Genomic DNA, 22,111 nt, shown 5'->3' with positions numbered 1-22,111 from the left:
CAACGCGGACCTGGTCCGAGTAGCCCGGATCCCCGGTAACAGGCCGTTGGGTGCGTGACGCAGGGCGCTCCGGGTGAAGTCCGGTCCTCCCGCTAACGAAAAGCGAAATATTCCGTCTTCTTCACCGAGCCCACAGGAATTCCGGCCCCGGCCGGGTCTCGAAAGGGAAGTCCATGTCACGAAGACCATTGCTCGTCGTCCTGGCCGCCGTTTCGGCGATGCTCGCGTCCACCGCGGTCGCCGCCGCGGCTCCGCCGGGAGTGGACCCGGCCACGCTCGACCTCACCCTGAACGCGGGGCAGAGCACGACCGTGACCAAGAACGTGACGACCTCGGCCGTGCCGCCGAATCCCGATCTCGTCCTGCTCGCGGACACCACGGGCAGCATGGGCGGGCCGATCGGCAACGTGCGGTCGAACGCCGGCGCCATCACCGGTGACGTCCTGGCCGCGCAGCCGACCGCGCAGTTCGGTGTCGCCGAGTACAAGGACTTCACCGACTCGGTGCCGTTCAAGGTCAATCAGGGCATCACCGGGGACACGACAGCCGTGCAGGCGGGCATCAACCAGTGGGTGGCCTCGGGCGGCGGGGACACGCCCGAGGCGAACCTGAACGCGCTCTACCAGCTGGCCACCGGCGCGGTCGCCTTCCGGCCGGACGGCACCCGCATCATCGCGTGGTTCGGCGACGCGCCGTCGCACGACCCGAGCGGCGGGCACACCCTGGCCCAGACCATCGCGGCGTTGCAGGCGGCGAAGATCCGCGTGGTCGCCGTCAACGTCGGCGCGCTCGACGCCACGGGGCAGGCTTCCGCCATCACCTCGGCCACGGGCGGGGTGCTGCTGAACAACGTCCCGGCCGGGCAGGTCTCCCAGGCCATTTTGGACGGCATCAAGTCCATCGAGGTCACGGTGACCCCGAAGGTGACCAGCTGCGATCCGCAGCTCACCGTCACCAACGAGCCGGGCAGCGTCACGGTGGCCAGCGGCGGGGTCGCCACGTTCACCGAGACGATCAAGGCCGCCGCCGGCGCCGCTCCCGGCACCTACCAGTGCGTCGTCGACTACCAGGTCGACGGGGCTTCGCGGGGATACATCGAGACCACGACCGTGCGCGTTCTCGGCCTGAGCATCGACGACGTGACCGTCGGCGAGGGCTCCGGTGGCGCGCAGGTGCCCGCGACGTTCACGGTGTCGCTGCTCGGCGGCCCCAGCCCGAATCCGGTGACGGTCCAGTACGCGACCGCCAACGGCACCGCGTCCGCGCCCGCCGACTACACGGCGGCGAGCGGGACGGTCACGTTCGCCCCGGGCCAGACGACCAGGCCGGTGACCGTCCTGGTCAACCCGGACACCGTCGACGAGCCGGACGAGACGTTCACGGTGAATCTTTCGGCCCCGTCGGGTGCCGGTCTCATCGACGCGACCGGGGTCGGCACGATCGTCGACGACGACCGTGACGGCGTCTTCTCCTGCACCGGCACCGCGGCGAACGTCCTCGGGGTGACCGCGGCGCGGGCCAATCCGGCGAACCTGCCTTGTGCCGACGACAGCAGCACCGTCGCCGCCGCGACGCTCAACGCCGGCCTGATCAAGGTCGACACCAAGGTGCTGACCGCGTCGACCGATCTCACGCCGGACGACCAGTCGGCGGCCCCGGCCGCGGGCGATCGCGCGCTGGCGTCGGCCAAGATCGACAAGACGGTGATCAGCACGCTCGGGCTGACCATCGAACTCGGCGTGATCCAGTCGCAGGCGACCGCGACCTGTCAGCCGTCGCCGGGCGGGCTCGCCCCGGTGCTGGCCGGCAGTTCGAATGTCGCTTCGCTGAAGATCAACGGTGAGTCGATCACCGTGGGCTCGGCGCCGCTGACCATCCCGCTGGTCATCGGTTCGCTGAAGCTCAACGGCCAGACCGTGGCGAACGGCGTGGTGAAGCAGCAGGCCGTCGCACTGGACACCGCGCTCGCGAAGATCGTGCTCGCGGAGTCCCAGGCCGACGTGCACGGAACCTCGGCGCATCCGGCGGGCAACCCCTGCCGTCGCTGAGTCGCTGAAACCCGCAGGGACGGACGGAACCTCGTCCGTCCCTGCGGTTCGTTCAGGGCAGCGCCTTCACCGCGGCCGCGGTCGCGTCGGCCAGGAGCTTGTTGTCGATCTCGGCGGCCTTCTCCGAACGGTCGGTCAGCACCGAGATGACGATCGGCGCCCGGTTCGGCGGCCACACGACCCCGATGTCGTTGCGTGTCCCGTAGGACGCCGTCCCGGTCTTGTCGGCGACCGGCCAGCCGGGCACCCCGGCGCGGATGTTCTGATCGCCGGTGGTGCTGCCCCGCATCATGTCGACGAGGATCTTGCGTTTGTCCTCGGGGAGGGCGTCTCCGAGGGCGAAGGCGCGCAGGCTCGCGGCGAGCGCACGCGGTGTGCTCGTGTCCCGGGTGTCGCCGGGGAAGGTGTCGTTGAGTTCCGGTTCGATCCGGTCGGCGTGGCTCGTGGTGTCGCCGATCGCGCGCAGGACCGCGTTGAGACCCTCGGGGCCGCCGAGTTCGCGGAAGAGCAGGTTCCCGCCGGTGTTGTCGCTGTACCGGAGGGTCGCGTCCATGACGGCGCGCAGCGGCATCCCCTTCGCCACGTGTTTCTCCGTGACCGGCGAGTTCACGACCAGGTCCTTCCGGTCGTAGGTCACCGTGCGGTCCAGTTCGGCGACCGGTGTCCGCCGCAGGACGCCACCGGCGCTGAACACCTTGTGGGTCGAGGCGTAGGCGAAACGTTCGTCGGCGCGGAAGGCGACTTCGCGGCCTGTCGCGGTGTCCACCGCATACACCCCGAGCCGGGCGCGGTAGGTGCGTTCGAGCTGTTCGAAGTCGGCTCGCCCGGTCGTCGCGACCGGCGAAGCGGCGGCGGGCGGTGGCGCGGGGGCAGGCGTGGAACACGCGGCGAGTGACGCGACCGAGAGCGCCAGCAGGGCGGCCCAGCGGCGAGAAGTGACGGACATGCCCGCAGTCTGCCCAGCACCGGTCATGCTGTCCAAGACACGAATGACCTCTTTCATGCGTGATCGGCATAGTATGTGTTCGTGGACCTGATCGGGAGCTGCCGGGCGTTCGTGAGCGTGAGCGAGGCCGGGACCTTCACCGCGGGCGCCGCGATCGCGCGTATCCCCCAGCCGGTGGCGAGCCGCCGGATCGCCGCGCTGGAACGGCATTTCGGCGAGCGGCTGTTCGATCGCTCCACCCGCCGGGCCGTGCTCACGCCGTTCGGCCGGGACATGCTGCCGTCGGCGAAACGGCTGGTGGCACTGGCCGACGCGATGGAGCACGACGCGCAGCGCGCCAAACTGCGGCCGATGCGGCTGGCGATGCCGGATACCTGCACCGTCCGCGAGCTCGCCGAACTCGACGCGGCGGCGCGAGCGCTGGACGTCTTCCTGGAGTTCCGGCAGGCGCCGCCGGGGGAACGGGCGGAACTCGTGCGCACACAGGAGGTCCGCGCGGCACTCACGGCCGTTCCCGCCGAAGAAGGCACCTGGACGGTGCCGCTCGGGCTGGCGGGCGGGGGAAGGCCGCGGGCGGACGCGCTCCACCTGGAAACGCTGCGCGTCGGCCGGTCCGGCCGGTCGCCCCGCCGGGTCTGGATCCAGCCGGAGGACGACGTGCCGCATATCCGGGATCGCCTCTTCCGGATCCGCGACTCGGTGGGCTTGCGGCCCGCGCAGGTGTCCGTCGCCGAAGCCCTCACCGCGGCCGCCGCGGCGGTGTTCGGTTCGGACGATCTGCTGCTCTGCTCGGCGGCCCAGGCCACCGGGCTCGGCCTGAACTGGCGGCCGATCGGTGAACTCCGGCTCGCGCGCGGGTTCGAGATCACGGCGGGGCCCGGCGAGGACGCGCAGCGGCTCCGGGCACGATTGTGGCCGGACATCGCCCGGTGTCTCGGCGCGGAGGAGACGACATGAACACGGAGGCGCTGCTCCTCGGGCTGCGCGCCGAACTGGACGACGGCGGCCTGCGCGGTTCCTTCCTCGTGCGCGATCTGCGGACCGGATACGAGATCGGCATCGACCCCGACCTGGAATTCCCGAGCGCCTCGCTGGTGAAGATCCCGCTCGCCGCGGCGACCCTGGAGCGGATCCGCCGGGGCGAACTGGACGGCTCCGCGCCGATCGACGTCGAGCCGGGACGGGCCACCGCCCCGGGACCGACCGGGCTGACGCGGTTCCGGCATCCGGCCAGGGTGGCGATCGACGACCTGCTCTATCTGACGATGGCCATCAGCGACGAGACCGCCGCGGACGCGCTCTTCGCGCTGACACCGCCCGCCGAGGTCACCCGGATGACCCGCGAATGGGGCGTTTCCGGGATCACCGCACGGCATCCGGCGGCCGACCTCAGTGACACGCCCGCCGAACGGTTCGCCCCGGCCGACGTCCACCTCGCGCACGCACTCGCGATCAACGCGGGCACCGCGGGGCGAGGCCATCCTGTTCCGCAGCTCGACGTCACGCGCGCGAGTTCCGGTTCGGCCCGCGCGTTCGTGAACCTCCTCGAAGCGCTGTGGAAACCGTCCAAAGTGGACGAGCAGGTGGCGGCGCGGGTGCGTGAACTCATGGGACTGAACCTGCTGCGTCAGCGGCTGAGCCCCGATTTCGTCTCCGACGCCACGAAATGGTCGTCGAAGACCGGCACGGTGCTGAACCTGCGGCACGAGGTCGGGGTGGTCGAACACGCCGACGGCGGGCGGTACGCGATCGCCGCGCTGACCGGATCCCGGGTGCCCGCCGCGATCCAGCCGGAGGCCGAAGTGCTGATGGCCCGCGTGGCGCGGGCGCTGCGGGATCACCTGCGCGAAGGGTGATGTCACGTTTTCCGCCGCTGCCCGGTTCTCAGGGGAAGGACCGGCGAAGTGGAGGATTGGCATGAAGGTCGTCATCGTGTGCGTTTCGGTGTCGCACGGCAACACGGCGAGGGTCGCCGAAGTACTGGCCGGGGTTCTGGGCGCCCGCGTCGTCAGCCCCGAGGAGATCGACCCGGCCGACCTCGATACCTGTGACCTCGTGGGTTTCGGCTCGGGGATCTTCGGCATGGACTTCCATCCGAGCTTGCGGCGGTTCGTCGAGGAGATGCCGCCGAAGCAGCGGGGGAAGGCGTTCGTGTTCACCACGAGCGGGCTGCCCGAACCGCCGTTCCGGCGCTACATCCGTCGTCTGGCACGGTCGCTCGGCCGCAAGGGGTTCGAGGTGGCGGGCACGTTCTCGTGCCGGGGTTTCGACACCTGGCTCCCGTTCAGGCTCGTCGGGGGCATCAGCAAGAACCGGCCCGGCACAGCCGATCTCGAAGCGGCGCGGCGGTTCGCCGAAGGGCTCGGTGGCTGACGCACGGCGTTTGCGCGCCGTCCGGCTCGGGTATCAGCGGCGCGTGCTCGATCACTCGTACTTCCCGGAACTGAGGGACCAGCGTCTCGTCGTCGACTACGACGACGCGGACGACCCGGTCCTGCTCCGCGCCGACGGCTCGCCGGTCGACACGTGGCGGGAGAACTACCCGTACACGACGCGGATGTCGCGCGAGGACTACGACGTCGTGAAACGGTCGCTGCAGATCGAACTGCTGAAACTGCAGTACTGGATCAAGGACACCGGCGGCCGCATGGTGATCCTGTTCGAGGGGCGCGACGCGGCGGGCAAGGGCGGCACCATCAAACGGTTCACCGAACACCTCAACCCGCGCGGCGCGCGCGTGGTGGCGCTGAGCAAGCCCACCGAACGCGAGCAGGGGGAGTGGTACTTCCAGCGCTACGTGAACCACCTGCCCACCGAGGGCGAGATCGTGCTGTTCGACCGGTCCTGGTACAACCGCGCCGGTGTCGAACGGGTGATGGGGTACTGCACGGACGACCAGTACGAGCGCTTCATTCGGCAGGCGCCGACGTTCGAGGAGATGCTCGTCGACGACGGGATCATCCTCGTCAAGCTCTGGTTCTCGGTGTCGAGATCCGAGCAGCGCACCCGGTTCCTCATCCGGCAGGTCGACCCGGTACGGCAATGGAAACTGAGCCCCAACGACATCAAGTCCCTCGACCGCTGGGACGCCTACACCGAGGCGAAGGTCGCGATGTTCCGGTCCACCGACACGGAGATCGCGCCGTGGACGGTGGTCAAGAGCAACGACAAGAAACGGGCGCGCGTCGAGGCGATGCGCAGTGTCCTCGCTCGCGTGGACTACGCGGACAAGGACGCGGACGCCGTGGGCGATCCGGATCTGAAGGTGGTCGGCGCCGCGGCGACCCTGCTGGAGGAGGGGGAGGACGAGGCGTCGCTCAGCCCGACCCCGATCGCGCCGTCGCCGGACCCCGATCACGGCCCGGGCCTGCATCCGTGACGGAAGGCGTGACTCGCGTGCTCAGAGGCGTAACTCGCGTGCTTGAAGGCGGAACACGCGAGTTACGCCTCTGAGCACGCGAGTCACGTGTTCGATCACGCGAGTTGCGCGGTGTCGAGATCCTGCCATGTCGGGTATCCGCCAGCTTCCGGCCGTGTGGGAAAGCTGATCACCCGTCTTTACTTCACGTACGGACGTCGGGGGCTCCTGTCGAAAGGGATCATGGTGATCAGTAGTACGAGAAAGACGCGGAGGGGCACGGTGGCCGTGCTCGCCGGTGCGTTCCTGGCCTCCGGCATGGTGCTGGCCCCGGCGGCGGGCGCGGCACCCGCGGTCAAGGCCGAGCCGGACACCGCGGCGCTCGCCGGTGCGCTGACCAAGCAGGCCGTGGCCTGGGGCGAGTGCTCGTTCCCCTCGGTCGCGCCGGCGACGGAAGCCGAGCTGAAGAAGGTCAAGGGCCTCGCCTGCGCCACCGTCCAGGTGCCGCGTGACTGGCACAACCCGCAGGACGGCAACACCATCGGCGTCCGCGTCTCCAAGACCGCGACCGCCTACCCCGGCACCGGCAGGCAGGGCATCGCGCTGGTCAACCCCGGCGGACCCGGCGGCGAAGGCCTCCCGTGGGGCGCCGCGATGGCGATGCGGAGCCCCGTGCTGGCCTCGCAGTACGACTTCGTCGGTTTCGACCCCCGCGGTGTCGGCCAGAGCACCCCGCTGACCTGTAGCTACACCGTCCCGGACAGCACGGATCAGAACGTGATCAGCCGGGCGAAGGTCGAGGGCTGCCTGAAGAACCCGCTGACGAAGTTCATCACCACCGAGCAGACCGCCTACGACATGGACTTCATCCGGGTGCTGCTCGGGGAGAAGAAGACCAGCTACATCGGCTATTCGTACGGCACGTGGCTCGGCACCTGGTACGCCACCACCTTCCCGTCCAAGGCGCACCGGTTCCTGCTCGACTCGTCGACCGACGCGAGCCGCTCGACGCTGGAGAAGACCTGGGACCTCCAGCCCCGCAGCCGTGACCGCCAGTTCCAGGAGGCGCTGCTGCCCTACGTCGCGCGCAACGACGCCAAGTACAAGGCGGGCACCGACCCGCTCGAGATCCGCCGCAACTGGGAGAAGGCGGGCGGCACCCGGGAGTTCGCGGGCATGCTCTATGCCGCGTGGTTCATCATCCCGGCGATGTACGACACCACCCAGTACCCGTCCGCGGCCTCCATGGTGGCCGCGCTGGCGAAGGGACCGGCGCCCACCGGGACCGACGCGGAGAAGCTGGAGCAGGTCGTCGCGAAGGCTCTCGCCACCCCCGGCCTGACCGACGCGAACAAGGCGTTCCTGAACAAGGCCAAGGGCAACGCGCTGGAGGCCATCGCGAAGAAGGACTCGGTCGAGCGCAAGGCCTCTTACCAGGGCGGCGCCGAGGTCGAGACCTGGGACGCGGCGTTCGAGGCGATCCGTTGCCAGGACGGCCAGTGGAACCAGAATCTGCACTACTGGAACTACTGGCAGGCCGATCTGACCGTGAACGCGCCGTTCATCGCGCCGATCATGGCCCTGTCGGGCGCGCCGCTGTGCGCGTTCTGGCCGACCACCAACGCCAAGCCGGCGCCGGACGCCAAGACGTTCCCCAAGCTGCTGATCGCGCAGACCGAACTCGACGCGGCCACGCCGTACGAGGGCGCGCTCGCCACCGCGAACGGCCTGCCGGGCGCCAAGATGATCAGCGTCGACAACGAAGGCAGCCACGGGATCTTCCCGTACAACACCGACTGCGTCGACGACCCGATCGTCGCCTACTTCCAGACCGGGTTCACGCCGAAGAAGAAGTTCACCGGCTGCCAGGGCCTGCCGCTGCCGGGTGAGGACAAGACGGTCGAGGTCGGCGGTCACCTCGGGCACGACGGGAAGATCAAGATCAAGATGATCACGCCCGAGGTGCGCAAGGCGAACGAGATCGTCCGTGAGCTGCTGGAAGGCGCCGCGACGCCGGAAGCGGACGAGAAGGGGATGCCCGCCAACGCCTGACCTCCGGCGGCGTCGAGAAGAGGCTCCCGCGGGCCGATCCAGCCCGCGGGAGCCTCTCCGGCATGATCCGTGACGCTTTCGTTATCGGTTCAGGCGCACGAACAGGCGCCTTTCCCCCTCAAGACCTGTGAGCGGAAACCGCCGCTCCGCCAGGCGTGACATCGATGTCACGCCGATCGATCCCGGGGTGGGGGAGGAGAAAGCGTCATGCTCGCCGAGTCGCGGGGACTGTCGATGGAGGCCGAGGAGCTGTACCGGGCCCTGCTGGACGGGCGCCCGATCACGCCCGGCACCGAGCTGGCGGAGCTGGAGCGGTTCGGCCTGATCCGGGCGGGCGCGTCCGGTGTCGAGGTGTGCCCGCCGCGTGCGGCGCTGTCGGCGTTCGCGGCGCAGCACGAGGCCGCGGCGATCCGCGCGCGGGAAGCGGCCGAGGTGCTCGGCGCCGCCTATTCGCTGCGCACGGGCCGGGACGCGGACTTCGTCGAGGTGCTGCGCAGCCGGGACGAGGTGATCGCCACCTTCGAAGCCATGCAGACCCAGGCGGGTGTCGACATCGTCGCGCTGGACCCGGGGTCGTACATGAGCCCGAAGGCCGAAGTGAGCACGGTGCAGCCCGGCTCGATGGCACGCGGCATCGCGTACCGCGTCGTCTACGACTCGTCCGTGCTGCAGGACGACGACGGATTCGCCCAGGTTCAGTCGAGTATCGCGCTCGGGGAGCAGGCCAGGGTGTTCCCCGGGCTGCCGCTGAAGCTGGTGATCGCCGACGGCAACCGGGCGCTGATCGCCGTCCCGAATTCCGACGCCGGTGACGTCCTCGCCCTGCTGATCCATCCGTCGATGCTGCTGAGCGCGCTGATCGAGTTGTTCGAATCGTTCTGGCGGATGGCCGTGCCCGTGCGGGCGGGCGGCCCGGACGACGCCGAAGCGACGCAGGAACCGACCGTCGCCACGCGCCGCCTGCTCGCGCTGCTGAGCGGGGGCCTGACCGACGAGGCGATCGCGCGCGAGCTCGGCATCAGTGAGCGCACGGTGCTCCGGCGGATCAGCCGGTTGCAGGAACTGCTCGGCGCGCGGACCCGCTTCCAGCTGGGAGCGCAGGCGTCGCGCCGGGGCTGGTTATAGCGCGAGTGTGAAGACGGTGGGCGGGAATTGTCACGGGAGCATGGGGCCGCGTCTCGTGAGTGGTAAGGACGGTTAGAACCGTCTTTGCCACTCACGAGGATGGACAATGAGAGCGACGCTGCTCATGATCGGGCTCGGGGCCTTCGTCACCACCCTCGACAACACGATCGTCGCGGCGGGCGCGCCTTCGCTCGCCCGGGAACTCGGGCTCGATCTCCCCACGCTGCAATGGGTGAGCATCGGCTACATGCTTCCGTTCGCCGGATTGCTGCCGGTGGCGGGAACGCTGGTGGACCGCTGGGGCCAGGCCGCGACCCTGCGGGCGGGGCTGCTCGCGTTCGGCGCCGGCGCGGCCGCCGGAGGGTTCGCCACGACGGCGTGGCTCGTGATCTCCGCGCGGGTGCTGCAGGGTGCCGCCGCGGCGTTCCTGGTCCCGGCCTTGCTCAGCCTGCTCCGCACCGATCTCGACGCGCGAAGACGGGCTTTCGGGGCGACGGTCTGGACAGCCTGCCTGGCGGCCGCCCTCGCGCTCGGCCCGGCGCTCGGCGGGGCGTTGAGCGAATATCTGGGCTGGGGCTGGATCTTCTTCGTCAATCTCCCCTTCGTGGCGGCGATGCTGGCGTTGGTGCGGAGGGTCGCCCTCGCGAAGCCTGACCCGGCGGCCGGGCGGCCCGCCGTGCGCTCCATGCTGGTCGTGACCACCGCGACGGTCCTGATCACCGCCGCCGTGGTGGAACCGAGCGCGGTGCTCGGTGCGGTGGGTGCGGCCTTCGCGATCTGGTTCCTGTTCAGGGAAAGACGCGCGCGCGTGCGACTGGTGCCGAAGGAGCTGACCGGAACGCGGGTCTTCACCGGTGCGCTCACCGTGCAGTCGCTGTGGGGGCTGGGGGTTTCGGGGGTCTTCTTCTTCACGCCGTTGCTGCATCAGGAATCCCTCCGCCTCGGGCCGGCGCTCGCCGGATTACCGCTGGTCGCGGTGGCCGTCGCGGTCGTCGCCGCCACGCCGCTGGTGCCCTGGGCCGTACCACGGTGGGGTCCACATCGGACAGTCGCGGCCGGGCTGGCCACGGTGGCCGCCGGACTGCTGGCGATCGCCGCGGTCAACCACCTGCCGGAAGTACCGCCGAGGATTCCCGGGCTGGTACTGATCGGCGTCGGATCGGCCCTGACCACGCCGCTGACCTCGTACGCGCTGGAAATCGTCGCGGAACGGCACGCGGGCACCGCCTCCGGACTGCTCACCGCGTCCCGTGAACTGTCGAGCGCGCTGGGGGTCGCGCTGATCGGGGCCGTGCTGTCGGTGGTCCGCACGGCCCGGCTCGACGAGGGCGCCCCGGCCGCGCTGGCCGACGGCTACACGGCGGGGCTGCTGACCGCGGCGGCGCTGCAACTCGCCGGAGCGCTCCTCGCGCTCCGGCTCCTGAACCCCCGAAGTTCGTTCCGAAGTGACAAGCGGAGTGCCCCCTTTCTCACGTCCCCGTGAGCACGTCCGCGCTTTCGAGGGCGTTCCATCATCCTTTCATTGACACTCTTCCCGGCACGTCCATACAGTTCCGGACAGATAAAGAACGGTCTCCGGAATGGAATCCGCTTTCGGCAACGGCGCCGTTCCGAATTCACCCGCTCCTGTACGAGTCGTCACAACGAGGGGCCATGGAAACCATTTCGGAATCGATCGTCGCCGTCCACGAACCGGACGACGCACGCGGCGGGGAGTCGTTCGCGACGCTGCTGAGGTACTGGGCGTGGCGGCTCGGCGACGACGTCGCGCTGACCTACCTCGACCATCGTGCCGGGGCGGACGGCCGGGCGATCACCCTGTCGTGGCGCGAACTCGACGACCGGGTCGACGCACTCGCCACCCGGCTGACCGGGTTCACCGGCCCGGGTGACCGGGCCGCGATCCTGGCCCGCCAGTCGGTCGACTACGTCGTCGCCTTCCTCGGCGCGATCCGGGCCGGGCTGGTCGCCGTCCCGTTGTTCTCCCCGGACCTTCCCGGGCACGCGGGAAGGCTGGCCGCCGTGCTCGCCGACTGCGCTCCGAGGGTCGTGCTCACGACCACCGACGGACTCGGCGCCGCCGCCGGTTTCCTCGCCTCGACGGAGATCGAGCGGCCCGCCGTGCTCGCCGTCGACACCACTGCTCCGGTCGCGGCCGGTGATCGCTCCTGGCCGCGACCGGAACCGGACGGACTGGCGTATCTCCAGTACACGTCCGGTTCCACGCGGACGCCGGCCGGCGTGATGCTGACCCACCGCAACGCGATCACCAACGCCCGTCAGGCGTGCGACGCCTACGCGATCGAAACCGGGACGACGTCGGCCGTCAGCTGGCTGCCGCTCTTCCACGACATGGGCCTGATCCTCGGGATCGGCGCGCCGCTGGCGGCGGGCGCGGCATCTGTCCTGATGGATCCGCACGCCTTCCTGGAACGTCCGTCACGGTGGCTGCGCGCGCTCTCGGCCAGTCCCGGCGCGATCAGCGCGGCACCCAATTTCGCGTACGCCTACGCCGCCTCCCGGGTCACCGAGGCGGAGAAGAGCTATCTCGAACTGAGCCGGGTCGTCTCGCTGATCAACGGCAGCGAACCGGTTCTTCCTTCGACCATCGCGAAGTTCCACGGCGCTTTCGAGGAATGCGGGCTGCGCCCGGAGGTGCACCGGTCCTCCTACGGGCTGGCCGAGGCGACGGTGCTCGTCTCCGTCACGGAGGCGGGGAAGGCGCCACGGCAGGTCGCCTTCGACCGCGACCGGCTCGCCGCCGGACTCGCGGCACCCGCACTGCCCGGTGCGGCCTCCACCACGCTCGTCTCCTGCGGATTCCCGGTGGGGCAACGGGTCCGTATCGCCGATCCGGTCACCGGCGCGCTGGTCGAACCGGGCAGGGTGGGGGAGATCCAGGTCAACGGCCCGAACGTCGGTGTGGGGTATTGGGGACGGCCCGCCGCGGGCGTCTTCGGCCTGCCCCCGATCGACCCGGACTCCGGCGCGGGCTGGCTCGCGACGGGAGATCTCGGCGTGCGGTACGAGGGCGAACTGTTCATGACCGGCAGGCTCAAGGATCTCGTCATCGTCGACGGCCGCAACCACTACCCGCAGGACATCGAGCAGACCGTGGAGACGCATCCCGCGGTCCGGCCGCATTCCGCCGCGGCTTTCGCGATCGAGCACGAAGACGGTGAAGCGGCGGTCGTGCTGGCGGAGCTGGCGAAAGGGACCCAGGCCGACCTCGCCGTGGCGACCGCGGAACTCCGGAGGATGGTCTCGGCGTCGCACGGCCTGCGGCCGCACGACGTCGTGTTCGTCTCCCCGGGCGAGGTGCCGCGCACCTCCAGCGGCAAGATCAGCCGGGCCCGGTGCCGGAAGTCCTATCTGGACGGTTCGCTGACCGCCCGGCGGCTCGGGTGACCGCGGAGATCCGTGCCTGGCTCGTCGCGCGGGTGGCCGAGCGGACCGGGCTTCCCGTGGGGCAGGTCGATCCGGACCGGCCGCTGCACGAGAGCGGGCTTTCCTCGCGGGAGTCGATCGAACTGGCGGCGGAGCTGGGCGGATACCTCGGGCGTCCGCTACCACCGACCCTGGTGTGGCAGTACTCGACGATCACCGCCCTCGCGGAGCGTCTGTCCACAGTGGAGGATTCCACGACCGTTCGCGGTGAAGGCGGCGAAGAGGAACCGATCGCGATCGTCGGCGTCGGCTGTCGCCTGCCAGGCGGTGCGGACTCCCCGGAGCTCTACTGGCGGCTCCTGGACGCCGGACGCGACGGCATCCGTGACGTGCCGGAGGGTCGCTGGGAGATCCCCGCGCGTGGCGGATTCCTCGACGACATCGCGGGTTTCGACGCCGAGTTCTTCGGCATCACCCCTGGTGAGGCCGAAGCGATGGATCCGCAGCAGCGGATGCTGCTCGAAGTGACCTGGACGGCGCTGGAGCACGCCGGGATCCCGCCGTCCACGCTGCGGGGGAGCCGGACCGGGGTGTTCGTCGGGCTTTCGGCAGGCGAGTACGGCCACCTGACGATGGCCGATCCCGCCGCCGTCGACGTCTGGTCCGCCACCGGCGCCGCGACGAGTATCGCCGCCAACCGGCTGTCGTACCTGTTCGACCTGCGCGGACCCAGTCTCACCGTCGACACCGCATGCTCGTCCTCGCTGGTCGCGGTGCACCAAGCCGTGCAGAGCCTCCGTCGCGGCGAATGCGGGACGGCCCTCGCCGCCGGGGTGAACCTGCTGCTCTCGCCGGCGGTCACCGAGTCCTTCCGGCGGGCCGGGGTGCTGGCCCCGGACGGGTACTGCAAACCGTTCGACGCCGCCGCCGACGGCATCGCCCGCAGCGAGGGCTGCGGCGTGATCGTGCTCAGACCGCTGAAGGCCGCCCGCCGCGCGGGGGACCGGGTGCTCGCGGTGATCCGGGGCAGCGCGGTCAACTCCGACGGCCGGTCCAACGGTCTCGTCGCGCCCAGTCCCGGCGCGCAGGCGGACCTGTTGCGGGACGCGTACGCGGCGGCGGGCGTCGAACCGTCCACTGTGGACTACGTGGAGGCGCACGGGACCGGGACCGAGGTGGGGGATCCGATCGAGGCGGCTGCCCTCGGAGAGGTGCTCGGAGCCGGACGTGAACCCGCCCGTCCGCTCCTGATCGGCTCGGTGAAGGGGAACCTGGGCCATCTGGAGGGCGCGGCCGGGATGGCCGGGCTGATCAAGGTCGTCCTCGCGATGGTCCACCGGCGGCTGCCGCCGACCCCGCATCATCACGAACCCAGCCCGCATGCCGACTTCGCCGGTCTCGGCCTGCGGGTGGTGGACACCGGGACGGACTGGCCGCGCTACTCCGACGTCGTGCGCGCCGGGGTCTCCGCGTTCGGCTTCGGTGGCACCAACGCCCACGTCGTCCTCGAAGAATGGCCTGCCGCGTCGTTCGCCGTTCGCGGGACGGACACCGGGCGCCCGCGGATCTTCGCGCTGTCCGCGCGGTCGGCAGAGGTGCTCCGGGCGCGGGCGGCCGATCTGGCGGACTGGCTCGAAGACCCCGCCCATCGGCCGATCCCCCTGGACACGGTCGCCGCGACACTGGCCCGGAGCCGTGACCACCTGTCCATCCGTGGCGCCGTCATCGCGGAGGGACGCGATCGGGTGGCCGCCGCGTTGCGGGAACTGGCCGCCGGACGCGCGAACGGCGACGTCGTCCGCGGCGACGCCAGACCCGGGTCCGGCGTCGTGTTCGTCTTCTCCGGCTACGGCTCCCAGTGGCCTGGGATGGGCCGTGACCTGCTGCGCGCCGAGCCCGCGTTCCGGGCGGAGGTCGAGGCACTCGATCCGGTGTTCCGGGCCGAAGCGGGGTTTTCCCTGAGCGACGTGCTTTCCGGCGCGCGTGACCTGCCGGACCTCGCGGCGACACAGCTCGCGTTGTTCGGCATGCAGCTGGCCCTCGCCGGGCTCTGGCGTGCGCACGGCGTCGTCCCCGCCGCGGTGCTCGGGCACTCGATGGGCGAGGTCGCGGCCGCCGTCGTCGCGGGGGCGCTGGACGTCGCCGACGGCCTTCGCGTGATGGCCACCCGCGCCCGGCTGCTGGCCGAGGTCGACGCGTCCGGCGACGGCGCGATGGCGGTGGTCGAACTGTCCCCGGCCGAACTCGCCGATCTGGAAGCGGACTTCCCCGGGATCACCGTCGCGGTCTACGCCTCGCCGGTCCAGTGCACCGTCAGCGGCGGCGCCGAACAGGTCGAGGCGCTCGTGTCACACGTCGAGAGCCTCGGCAGGCTGGCGAAGCGGCTGCCGGTCGGGGGCGCGGGCCATTCGGAAGCCGTGGACGCCGTCCTCGGCCGCTTCCGTGCCGAACTCGGCGACCTTTCCCCGGGGCCGGTGGAGATCCCCTGCTACAGCAGCGTTTTCGACGATCCACACGGGTCGCCGCTGTTCGACGTCGAGTACTGGGCGGCGAATCTGCGCCGTCCCGTGCGCTTCAGCCAGGCACTGGCATCGGCGACGGCCGACGGGTACGGCGTGTTCGTCGAGATCTCGCCGCATCCGGTGGCGCTGGCCGCGATCGAGCAGAGCACCGGCGCGCTCGCGCTTCCGACGGCGAGCCGCAAGGGCGACGAAGCCGTGGCGTTCCTGACCACGCTCGCCCGGCTCCACACCCTCGGGTTGCCCGTCGTGCTCGACGACGGCGGCCCCCGTCCGGTTCCGGTCGACCTGCCCGGCCCGCGCTGGCGGCACCGGCGGTTCTGGCCGCGGCGCCCGGCGGCCCGGACCGCCGGCGCACATCCGTTGCTGGGTGTCCACATCGAACAGCCGACCGGCGGCGGGCACCTGTGGTGCGCGGACGTCGGGACCGAGGCGCTGCCGTGGCTGGCCGACCACGCGGCGATGGGAGTCCCGCTGTTCCCCGCCGCCGGATTCCTGGAACTCGCGCTCGCGGCGGCGAAAACGGTGCCGCGTCCCGCCGGGCGGCTGCGCATCGGTGGTCTCGAACTGCACCGGGTGCTTCCGCTCGCCGCGCACACCGAGGTGACCACCAGCCTGAACGCCGGAAGCGTGGACGTCTACGCGCGGTCCGCCGACGGCGGCTGGGTGCGGCACGCCACCGCCCGCGTCCGCGACGGGAACACCGCGGTGGTGCCGTTCGGCCCGGCCGGCGACGACGCCCGGCCCCTCGACCTCTACCGGGTGCTGGCCGGGGCGGGGCAGAGTTACGGTCCCGCGTTCCGCGGGCTGCGTGACGTCCTGGCCGCGCCAGGCCGGGCCTCGGCGTCGATCACCCTGCCCACGGACGATCCGGCCTACGTCCTGCACCCGGTGATCGCCGACGCCTGCCTGCACGCGCTGGCCGCCGCGGCCGGGGACGCGCTCCGCGAAGCCGATGGCGCGTTCCTGCCGCTGACCTTGGGCGAAGTCGTCCTCGCCGGTGATCCACGCCGCGGTGTCCGGGTCGACGCGGTCCTCGATTCCCTCGATCCGGCGGGCGACGGCCTGGTCGGCGGGGTCCAGCTGGTCGACGCGGACGGCGTGGTCCTGGTCGAGTTCCGCGAGGTCTACTGCCGCCGGTTCCAGCGGTCTGCGCTGCCGATGCCGATGTCGGACCTGCTGTTCGAAACGGTCTGGCGGGAGGCCGACCTGCCGGTGGCGGCGCCGGGTTCGCGTCGCTGGGTCGTGCTGCACGAAGACGCGCCGTGGCTGACGGCGTTGCGCGACCGGCTCACCGAAGCAGGGGACGAGCTGGTGACGGTCCGGCCAGGGGACCGGAAGGCGCTCGCGGAAGCCCTGAGATCCCGCGAGGTAGCGGGGGTACTCGCGTGCGCCGGGACTTCGGGCGTGCCCGATCCGATGAGCGCGGCGCGGAGGGTCGCCGAGTTCTCCGGTGTCCTCGCCGAACTGGTCGAAGAAGCACCGCGGTTGTGGCTCGTCAGCGCGGGTGCCTCGGCCGTCGAACCCGGCGAACGCGGCGACCCCGGCCAGGCCTGGCTGCGCGGTCTGGTCCGCGTCCTCGCCTTCGAGCACCCCGAACTTCGGGCGAGCCAGGTGGACTTCGACGCCGAGCCGGACCCGGCGCACCTGTGGGTCGGCAAGCTGGTGGCGGAGATCCGCGCGGACGCGCCGGACGACGAGATCGCCTGGCGCGAGGGCGTCCGGTACACGCGGCTGCTGGCCCGCCCGGAGCTCGGCGAACCCGGCCGCGAAACCGTCGTGCGCGACGGCGCTTACGTGATCACCGGTGGTCTCGGCGGCCTCGGCCTGGTCGCGGCGGACTGGTTGGCGGCGCGTGGCGCGACCAGGATCGTCCTCTCCGGACGGCGCGGTGCGAGCCCCGCCGCCGAGCCGCTTCTGGCGGACCTGCGCGAGCAGGGCGTCGACGTCCGCGTGGTGACGGGGGACATCACCGAGCCGGGGACGGCCGAAGCGCTGGTCGCGGCCGCGACCGAAGGTGGCATGCCGTTGCGCGGGGTGCTGCACGCGGCCGGCGTGCTGTCCGACGGTGCCGCCGTCAGCCTCGGCCACGACGCCGTCGAGGCGGTTTGGCGCGCGAAAGCGCTGGGGGCCTGGCGAGTGCACGAGGCGACGGCCGGGCACGAACTCGACTGGTGGCTGACGTACTCGTCGGCGGCGGCGTTGTTCGGATCACCGGGCCAGACCGCCTACGCCACCGCGAACGCGTGGGTGGACGCCCTCGTCGCGTGGCGGCGCGCGGCGGGACTGCCGGCGGCGACCATCGGCTGGGGAGCGTGGGGCGAGGCCGGAGCGGCCGTCGGCAGCCGCAACCCCGTCCTCGAACCGCTCGGCACGGAGGAGGCGCTGGCGGCGATGGACGCCGTGCTGCGCCGTGACCGCGCGTCGACCGGGATCGCCAGGGTCGACGCCGGGACCGTCCTCGCGCTCTTCCCGCGGCTGGCCGGTCGTCCGTTCTTCGGGATCCTGGTACCGGGAGAGGAAACGGTGGCCGGACCGTCCACTTGGGACGGACTGGACGCGCTGCGGGCGGTCCTCCCGGAGGCCGCCCGCGAGATGCTGGCCGACTATCTCGCCGAGCTCGTCGCCGGGATGCTCGGCCTCGCCGCGGACGAGATCGACCGGCGTACGCCGCTCACCCGGCTCGGCCTGGATTCGCTCGCCGCCCTGCGTGCCAAGGGGGTCGTGGACCGCGACTTCGGCCTGGAACTGCCGATTCCGCTGCTGTTGCGGGGCGCGGGGCTCGCCGAAGTCGCCGACCATCTCGCCGATCAGGCGGGGTTCGGTGCGGGAGACGCCCGGCCCGCCGGGCCGGACAAGCCCGTCGGGCCACGCGATCCGGCCGAACGCTGGATCGCCCGGCACTGGCGGGCGGAACTCGGCGGCGCGGAGCCCGGCGTCCACGAAGACTTCTTCGCGGCCGGTGGCGACGAAGCGGCGGCCGAGCGGCTGCGGGCCGTGTTCGCCGGGCAACTGGGAGCCGTCCCCGAACGGCTCTTCGCCATACCGACGATCGCCGCGATGGCCGACCTCCTGCGCGACGACATCGAAGGACGCGGAGGCTGCCCCGTCCGGCCGTTGCGCGAAGGCGGCACGGACCCGGTGTTCCTGTTCCATCCGGCGGGCGGTCCGACGAGCGTCTACGAGGGGCTCGTCCGCCTGCTTCCCGAGGGCAGAGCCGTCTACGGGCTCGAACGGATCGACGAAGAGGACACCGTCGAGGACAAGGCCGAGTGCTATACCGAGCTGATCCGGGAAATCCAGCCGCGGGGCCCGTACCGGCTGGGCGGGTGGTCGTTCGGGGGCTGCCTCGCCTACGAGACCGCGCGGCGGCTGACCGCGGCCGGGGAGCGGGTCGATCTCGTGTTCATGATCGACAGCATCCTGCCGCTGCCCGCGCCGGGGAAACCGGATCAGGAGATCCTGCTGGACCGGTTCGGCCGGTTCGCCGAGCACGTCGAGCGCACCTACGGCGTCCCGCTGGACATCCCGCGTGAAGACCTCGCCCGGCTCGGCGACGACGAACAGATCCGGCTCGTGATCGCCCAGCTGGCCGCCCGGGTGCCCGGGCTGGGCCACGGCGTGCTGCGGCACCAGTACGAGTCCTATGTGGACGCACGGGTCGCCGAACGGTACGAGCCGGAACCCTATGCCGGGCCGGTGCTGCTGCTGCGCGCGCAGGAGCCGCATCCGCTGACCACCTCGCTCGATCCGCGTTACCTGCGCACCGACGACGCTCTGGGCTGGGACGCTTTCTGCCCGGATCTGGAGGTCGTGCGGGTGCCGGGCGATCACCTTTCGATGATCGACCCACCGCATGTCGAGGTCGTCGCCGCGGCACTCGCGGCCCGGCTCGGGGCACCCAAGGCGGCGCGGCCATGACCGACACGACGGCGTTCCGGATCGCCGACCTCGCCGCCCGGCGGGAAGATCTCCGGATCGCCGAGAAACGGGCCGTCGACCGGCAGCACGCCAGCGGGAAGCTGACCGCGCGCGAACGCGTCGAGGAGTTGCTGGATCCGGGTTCCTTCGTCGAACTCGACCAGTTCGCCCGGCATCGGTGCACCGAATTCGGGATGGCCGCCAACCGGCCCTACGGCGACGGCGTGGTGACCGGGCACGGCACCGTCGACGGCAGGCAGATCTGCGTGTTCTCCCAGGACTTCACCGTGTTCGGCGGCAGCATGGGCGAGGTCTTCGGCGAGAAGGTCCTCAAGGTGATGGACCTGGCGATGACGCTGGGCTGTCCCGTGGTCGGGATCAACGACTCCGGCGGCGCCCGGATCCAGGAAGGCGTCGTCTCGCTCGCTTATTACGCCGAACTCGGCAGGCGCAACACCCTGGCGTCCGGCGTCATCCCGCAGATCTCGCTGATCATGGGCCCCTGCGCGGGCGGGGCGGTCTACTCGCCGGCGATCACCGACTTCACCGTGATGGTCGACGAGACCGCGCACATGTTCGTCACCGGGCCGGACGTCGTGCACGCCGTCAGCGGTGAACGGGTCACCGCCCAGCGGCTCGGCGGGGCCGCGGTGAACAGCGAGGTCTCGGGGAACGCCCACCACCGGGCCACCGACGAGCACGACGCCATCGACTGGGTGCGGACCCTGCTTGGCTATCTGCCGTCCAACAACCTCGACACCGTCCCGGAATACGCCGACGAGACCGCGCCCGACCTCACCGCCGCCGACCTCGAACTCGACCGGCTGGTGCCCGATGCGCTGAACCAGGCGTACGACATGGCCGAGGTGATCGTCCGCCTCGTCGACGACGGCGAGTTCACCGAGGTGCACGATGCCTTCGCGCCGAACATGATCTGCGCGTTCGGCCGGATCCGGGGCCGCACGGTCGGTGTCGTGGCGAACCAGCCGCGCCACCAGGCGGGTGTGATCGACATCGACGCCTCGGAGAAGGCCGCGCGGTTCGTGCGGTTCTGCGACGCCTTCGGCATCCCGATCCTCACCCTCGCCGACGTCCCCGGGTATCTGCCCGGCGAGGCGCAGGAACGGCACGGGATCATCCGGCGCGGCGCCAAGCTGATCTACGCCTATGCCGAGGCGACGGTCCCGAAGGTGACCGTGGTGATCCGCAAGGCCTACGGCGGCGGCTACGCAGTGATGGGGTCGAAACATCTCGGCGCGGACGTCAACCTTGCCTGGCCCACCGCGGAGATCGCGGTGATGGGCGCGGAGGGCGCGGTGCGCGTACTGCACCGGCACGAACTGGCCGCGCTGCCCCCGGAGCAGCGGTCCGCCGAACAACGACGGCTCACCGACGCGTACCGCGAACGGCATTCGAATCCCTACCTGGCGGCCGAACGCGGCTACGTCGACCAGGTCATCGCGCCGTCGCAAACCCGCCTTCACGTGGCGAGGGCGCTGCACGCGCTGCGGACCAAACGGCAGACCCTCCCGGCCAAGAAACACGGAAACATCCCGTTGTGAGCGAGGAGAAACGATGAAGCGAACCCGGCGGTGGGGTCTGCTGGCGCTGGCCATGGTCACCCTGCTCGGAAGCCCGGTCCCCGCGAGCGCGGCGCCCGCGCCGGTCACCGCCGACAACGGCGCGAAGGTCGTCGAGGAGACCTGGCTGGACGCGCGCACCGTCGACCTCAAGATCAGTTCGCCCGCGCTCGGCACCACCGGCATGGTCCGCCTGCTGGTCCCGGCGGGCTGGGCCGCGCAGCCCACGCGGACCTGGCCGACGTTGTTCCTGCTGCACGGCTGCTGCGAACCGGTCGACTACCGCTCGTGGGACCAGTTCACCGACGTCAAGGCGTTCACCGCGGACAAGGAGGCCCTGGTCGTCATGCCGACCGGCGGACCCGCCGGGATGTACACCAAGTGGTGGAACTTCGGGCTCATGAGCACTCCCGACTGGGACACCTTCCACACCCTGGAGGTGCGCCAGATCGTCGAACGCGGCTATCGCGCGGGCACGCGCCGGGTCGTCGCCGGACTGTCGATCGGCGGGTACGGCGCGCTCGCGTATTCGTACAAGCACAAGGGGATGTTCGCCGCAGCGGCGTCCTACAGCGGGGTGCCGAACACCCTCAACCAGGGCGCTCCGCTGTTCATCCAGGGAATCCTGGCGCGGGCGGGGATCTTCAACTACCTGCAACTCTGGGGCGACCCCTGGGGGATGCGGCCGATCTGGACGGCGAACAACCCGTACGACAACGTCGACGGCCTGCGTGGCACGGCGCTGTACATCTCCTGCGGGAACGGGAAGACCGGCCCGCTCGACCCGCCGGGACAGTCCGACATCTTCGAGCCCCAGGCGCTGGCTTCCTCGGTGAGCTTCACGGATCGGTTGAAGGCCAAGGGGATCCCGGCGACCGTCGACTACTACGGGGACGGCACGCACAGCTGGCCGTACTGGCAACGGGCGCTGCGGAACTCCTGGCCGGTTCTGGCGGGTGGGCTCGGCCTGTGAAGTGACCAGACCCGTATCTTGGGTGCTCGAAGGCGTAACTCGCGTGATCAGGGACGTAACTCGCGTGATCAGAGGCCGCACATCGTGTTACGTCTCCAAGCACGCGAGTTACGTCTCCAAGCACGTGAGTGCGGCGTCTGATCACGCGAGTCGCGCGCTAGATCCTCGCCAAGGCGTTGCGAAAGCCACTTTCGCAACCTTC

The 22,111-nt window shown here is 70.9% G+C and carries 13 protein-coding genes; 12 read left to right on the top strand and 1 reads right to left on the bottom strand.

Translation table 11 applies throughout. The features are described 5' to 3' along the window. Window positions 1-173: 173 nt before the first annotated feature. Window positions 174-2,048, top strand: a complete 1,875-nt coding sequence (locus tag ACZ3HL_RS12570; protein WP_465530749.1) for a Calx-beta domain-containing protein — start codon at window positions 174-176, stop codon at window positions 2,046-2,048. A 52-nt stretch (window positions 2,049-2,100) separates the two neighbouring features. On the opposite strand, the gene bla is transcribed toward ACZ3HL_RS12570, so the two are convergent. Further along, the gene (gene bla, locus ACZ3HL_RS12565; RefSeq protein WP_465530747.1) at window positions 2,101-2,994 is read right to left on the bottom strand and encodes a class A beta-lactamase; all 894 of its coding nucleotides are present in this window, start codon (window positions 2,992-2,994) and stop codon (window positions 2,101-2,103) included. Between the two features lie 75 nt (window positions 2,995-3,069). Between bla and ACZ3HL_RS12560 the strand changes: the two genes are divergently transcribed. From ACZ3HL_RS12560 to ACZ3HL_RS12510, 11 genes are all read left to right on the top strand, one after another. Continuing rightward, complete coding sequence (locus ACZ3HL_RS12560; RefSeq protein ID WP_465530745.1) at window positions 3,070-3,951, top strand: LysR family transcriptional regulator; 882 nt, start codon at window positions 3,070-3,072, stop codon at window positions 3,949-3,951. Next, a complete protein-coding gene (locus ACZ3HL_RS12555) occupies window positions 3,948-4,850 on the top strand; it encodes a serine hydrolase (protein ID WP_465420659.1) in 903 nt (300 codons plus the stop codon). Before ACZ3HL_RS12560 ends, ACZ3HL_RS12555 begins: the two co-directional genes overlap by 4 nt. 61 nt (window positions 4,851-4,911) lie before the next feature. Continuing rightward, window positions 4,912-5,367: a flavodoxin family protein gene (locus ACZ3HL_RS12550; protein ID WP_465530743.1), complete on the top strand. Its 456-nt coding sequence runs from the start codon at window positions 4,912-4,914 to the stop codon at window positions 5,365-5,367. 10 nt (window positions 5,368-5,377) lie between these two features. Beyond that, a complete protein-coding gene (gene ppk2, locus ACZ3HL_RS12545; RefSeq protein ID WP_465531057.1) occupies window positions 5,378-6,373 on the top strand; it encodes a polyphosphate kinase 2 in 996 nt (331 codons plus the stop codon). Between the two features lie 261 nt (window positions 6,374-6,634). Then, window positions 6,635-8,404, top strand: a complete 1,770-nt coding sequence (locus ACZ3HL_RS12540; protein WP_465530741.1) for an alpha/beta hydrolase — start codon at window positions 6,635-6,637, stop codon at window positions 8,402-8,404. Window positions 8,405-8,611: 207 nt separating this feature from the next. Continuing rightward, window positions 8,612-9,529, top strand: a complete 918-nt coding sequence (locus ACZ3HL_RS12535) for a helix-turn-helix transcriptional regulator (protein ID WP_465530739.1) — start codon at window positions 8,612-8,614, stop codon at window positions 9,527-9,529. A gap of 106 nt (window positions 9,530-9,635) precedes the next feature. Beyond that, window positions 9,636-11,012, top strand: a complete 1,377-nt coding sequence (locus ACZ3HL_RS12530; protein ID WP_465530737.1) for an MFS transporter — start codon at window positions 9,636-9,638, stop codon at window positions 11,010-11,012. A gap of 170 nt (window positions 11,013-11,182) precedes the next feature. Next, window positions 11,183-12,937 carry a fatty acyl-AMP ligase gene (locus ACZ3HL_RS12525; protein WP_465530735.1) on the top strand — a complete coding sequence of 585 codons (1,755 nt, stop codon included), beginning with the start codon at window positions 11,183-11,185 and terminating at the stop codon, window positions 12,935-12,937. Then, the gene (locus ACZ3HL_RS12520; RefSeq protein ID WP_465530733.1) at window positions 12,934-19,356 is read left to right on the top strand and encodes an SDR family NAD(P)-dependent oxidoreductase; all 6,423 of its coding nucleotides are present in this window, start codon (window positions 12,934-12,936) and stop codon (window positions 19,354-19,356) included. The genes ACZ3HL_RS12525 and ACZ3HL_RS12520 overlap by 4 nt, the downstream gene beginning before the upstream one ends. Further along, the gene (locus ACZ3HL_RS12515) at window positions 19,353-20,918 is read left to right on the top strand and encodes an acyl-CoA carboxylase subunit beta (RefSeq protein ID WP_465530731.1); all 1,566 of its coding nucleotides are present in this window, start codon (window positions 19,353-19,355) and stop codon (window positions 20,916-20,918) included. The genes ACZ3HL_RS12520 and ACZ3HL_RS12515 overlap by 4 nt, the downstream gene beginning before the upstream one ends. A 13-nt stretch (window positions 20,919-20,931) precedes the next feature. Continuing rightward, window positions 20,932-21,909, top strand: a complete 978-nt coding sequence (locus ACZ3HL_RS12510) for an alpha/beta hydrolase (RefSeq protein ID WP_465530729.1) — start codon at window positions 20,932-20,934, stop codon at window positions 21,907-21,909. Window positions 21,910-22,111 lie beyond the last annotated feature (202 nt).

The organism is Amycolatopsis sp. NPDC000009 (assembly GCF_055563465.1).
The sequence above is the reverse complement of the archived record's forward strand: the minus strand, read 5'-3'. Positions and strand labels throughout refer to the sequence as shown.

What these genes read in the sequence shown, in the direction of transcription:
- ACZ3HL_RS12570 (WP_465530749.1), top strand. Translation starts at nt 174, where the DNA reads ATGTCACGAAGACCATTGCTCGTCGTCCTGGCCGCCGTTTCGGCGATG.
- bla (WP_465530747.1), bottom strand. Translation starts at nt 2,994, where the DNA reads ATGTCCGTCACTTCTCGCCGCTGGGCCGCCCTGCTGGCGCTCTCGGTC.
- ACZ3HL_RS12555 (WP_465420659.1), top strand. Translation starts at nt 3,948, where the DNA reads ATGAACACGGAGGCGCTGCTCCTCGGGCTGCGCGCCGAACTGGACGAC.
- ACZ3HL_RS12550 (WP_465530743.1), top strand. Translation starts at nt 4,912, where the DNA reads ATGAAGGTCGTCATCGTGTGCGTTTCGGTGTCGCACGGCAACACGGCG.
- ACZ3HL_RS12535 (WP_465530739.1), top strand. Translation starts at nt 8,612, where the DNA reads ATGCTCGCCGAGTCGCGGGGACTGTCGATGGAGGCCGAGGAGCTGTAC.
- ACZ3HL_RS12530 (WP_465530737.1), top strand. Translation starts at nt 9,636, where the DNA reads ATGAGAGCGACGCTGCTCATGATCGGGCTCGGGGCCTTCGTCACCACC.
- ACZ3HL_RS12525 (WP_465530735.1), top strand. Translation starts at nt 11,183, where the DNA reads ATGGAAACCATTTCGGAATCGATCGTCGCCGTCCACGAACCGGACGAC.
- ACZ3HL_RS12515 (WP_465530731.1), top strand. Translation starts at nt 19,353, where the DNA reads ATGACCGACACGACGGCGTTCCGGATCGCCGACCTCGCCGCCCGGCGG.
- ACZ3HL_RS12510 (WP_465530729.1), top strand. Translation starts at nt 20,932, where the DNA reads ATGAAGCGAACCCGGCGGTGGGGTCTGCTGGCGCTGGCCATGGTCACC.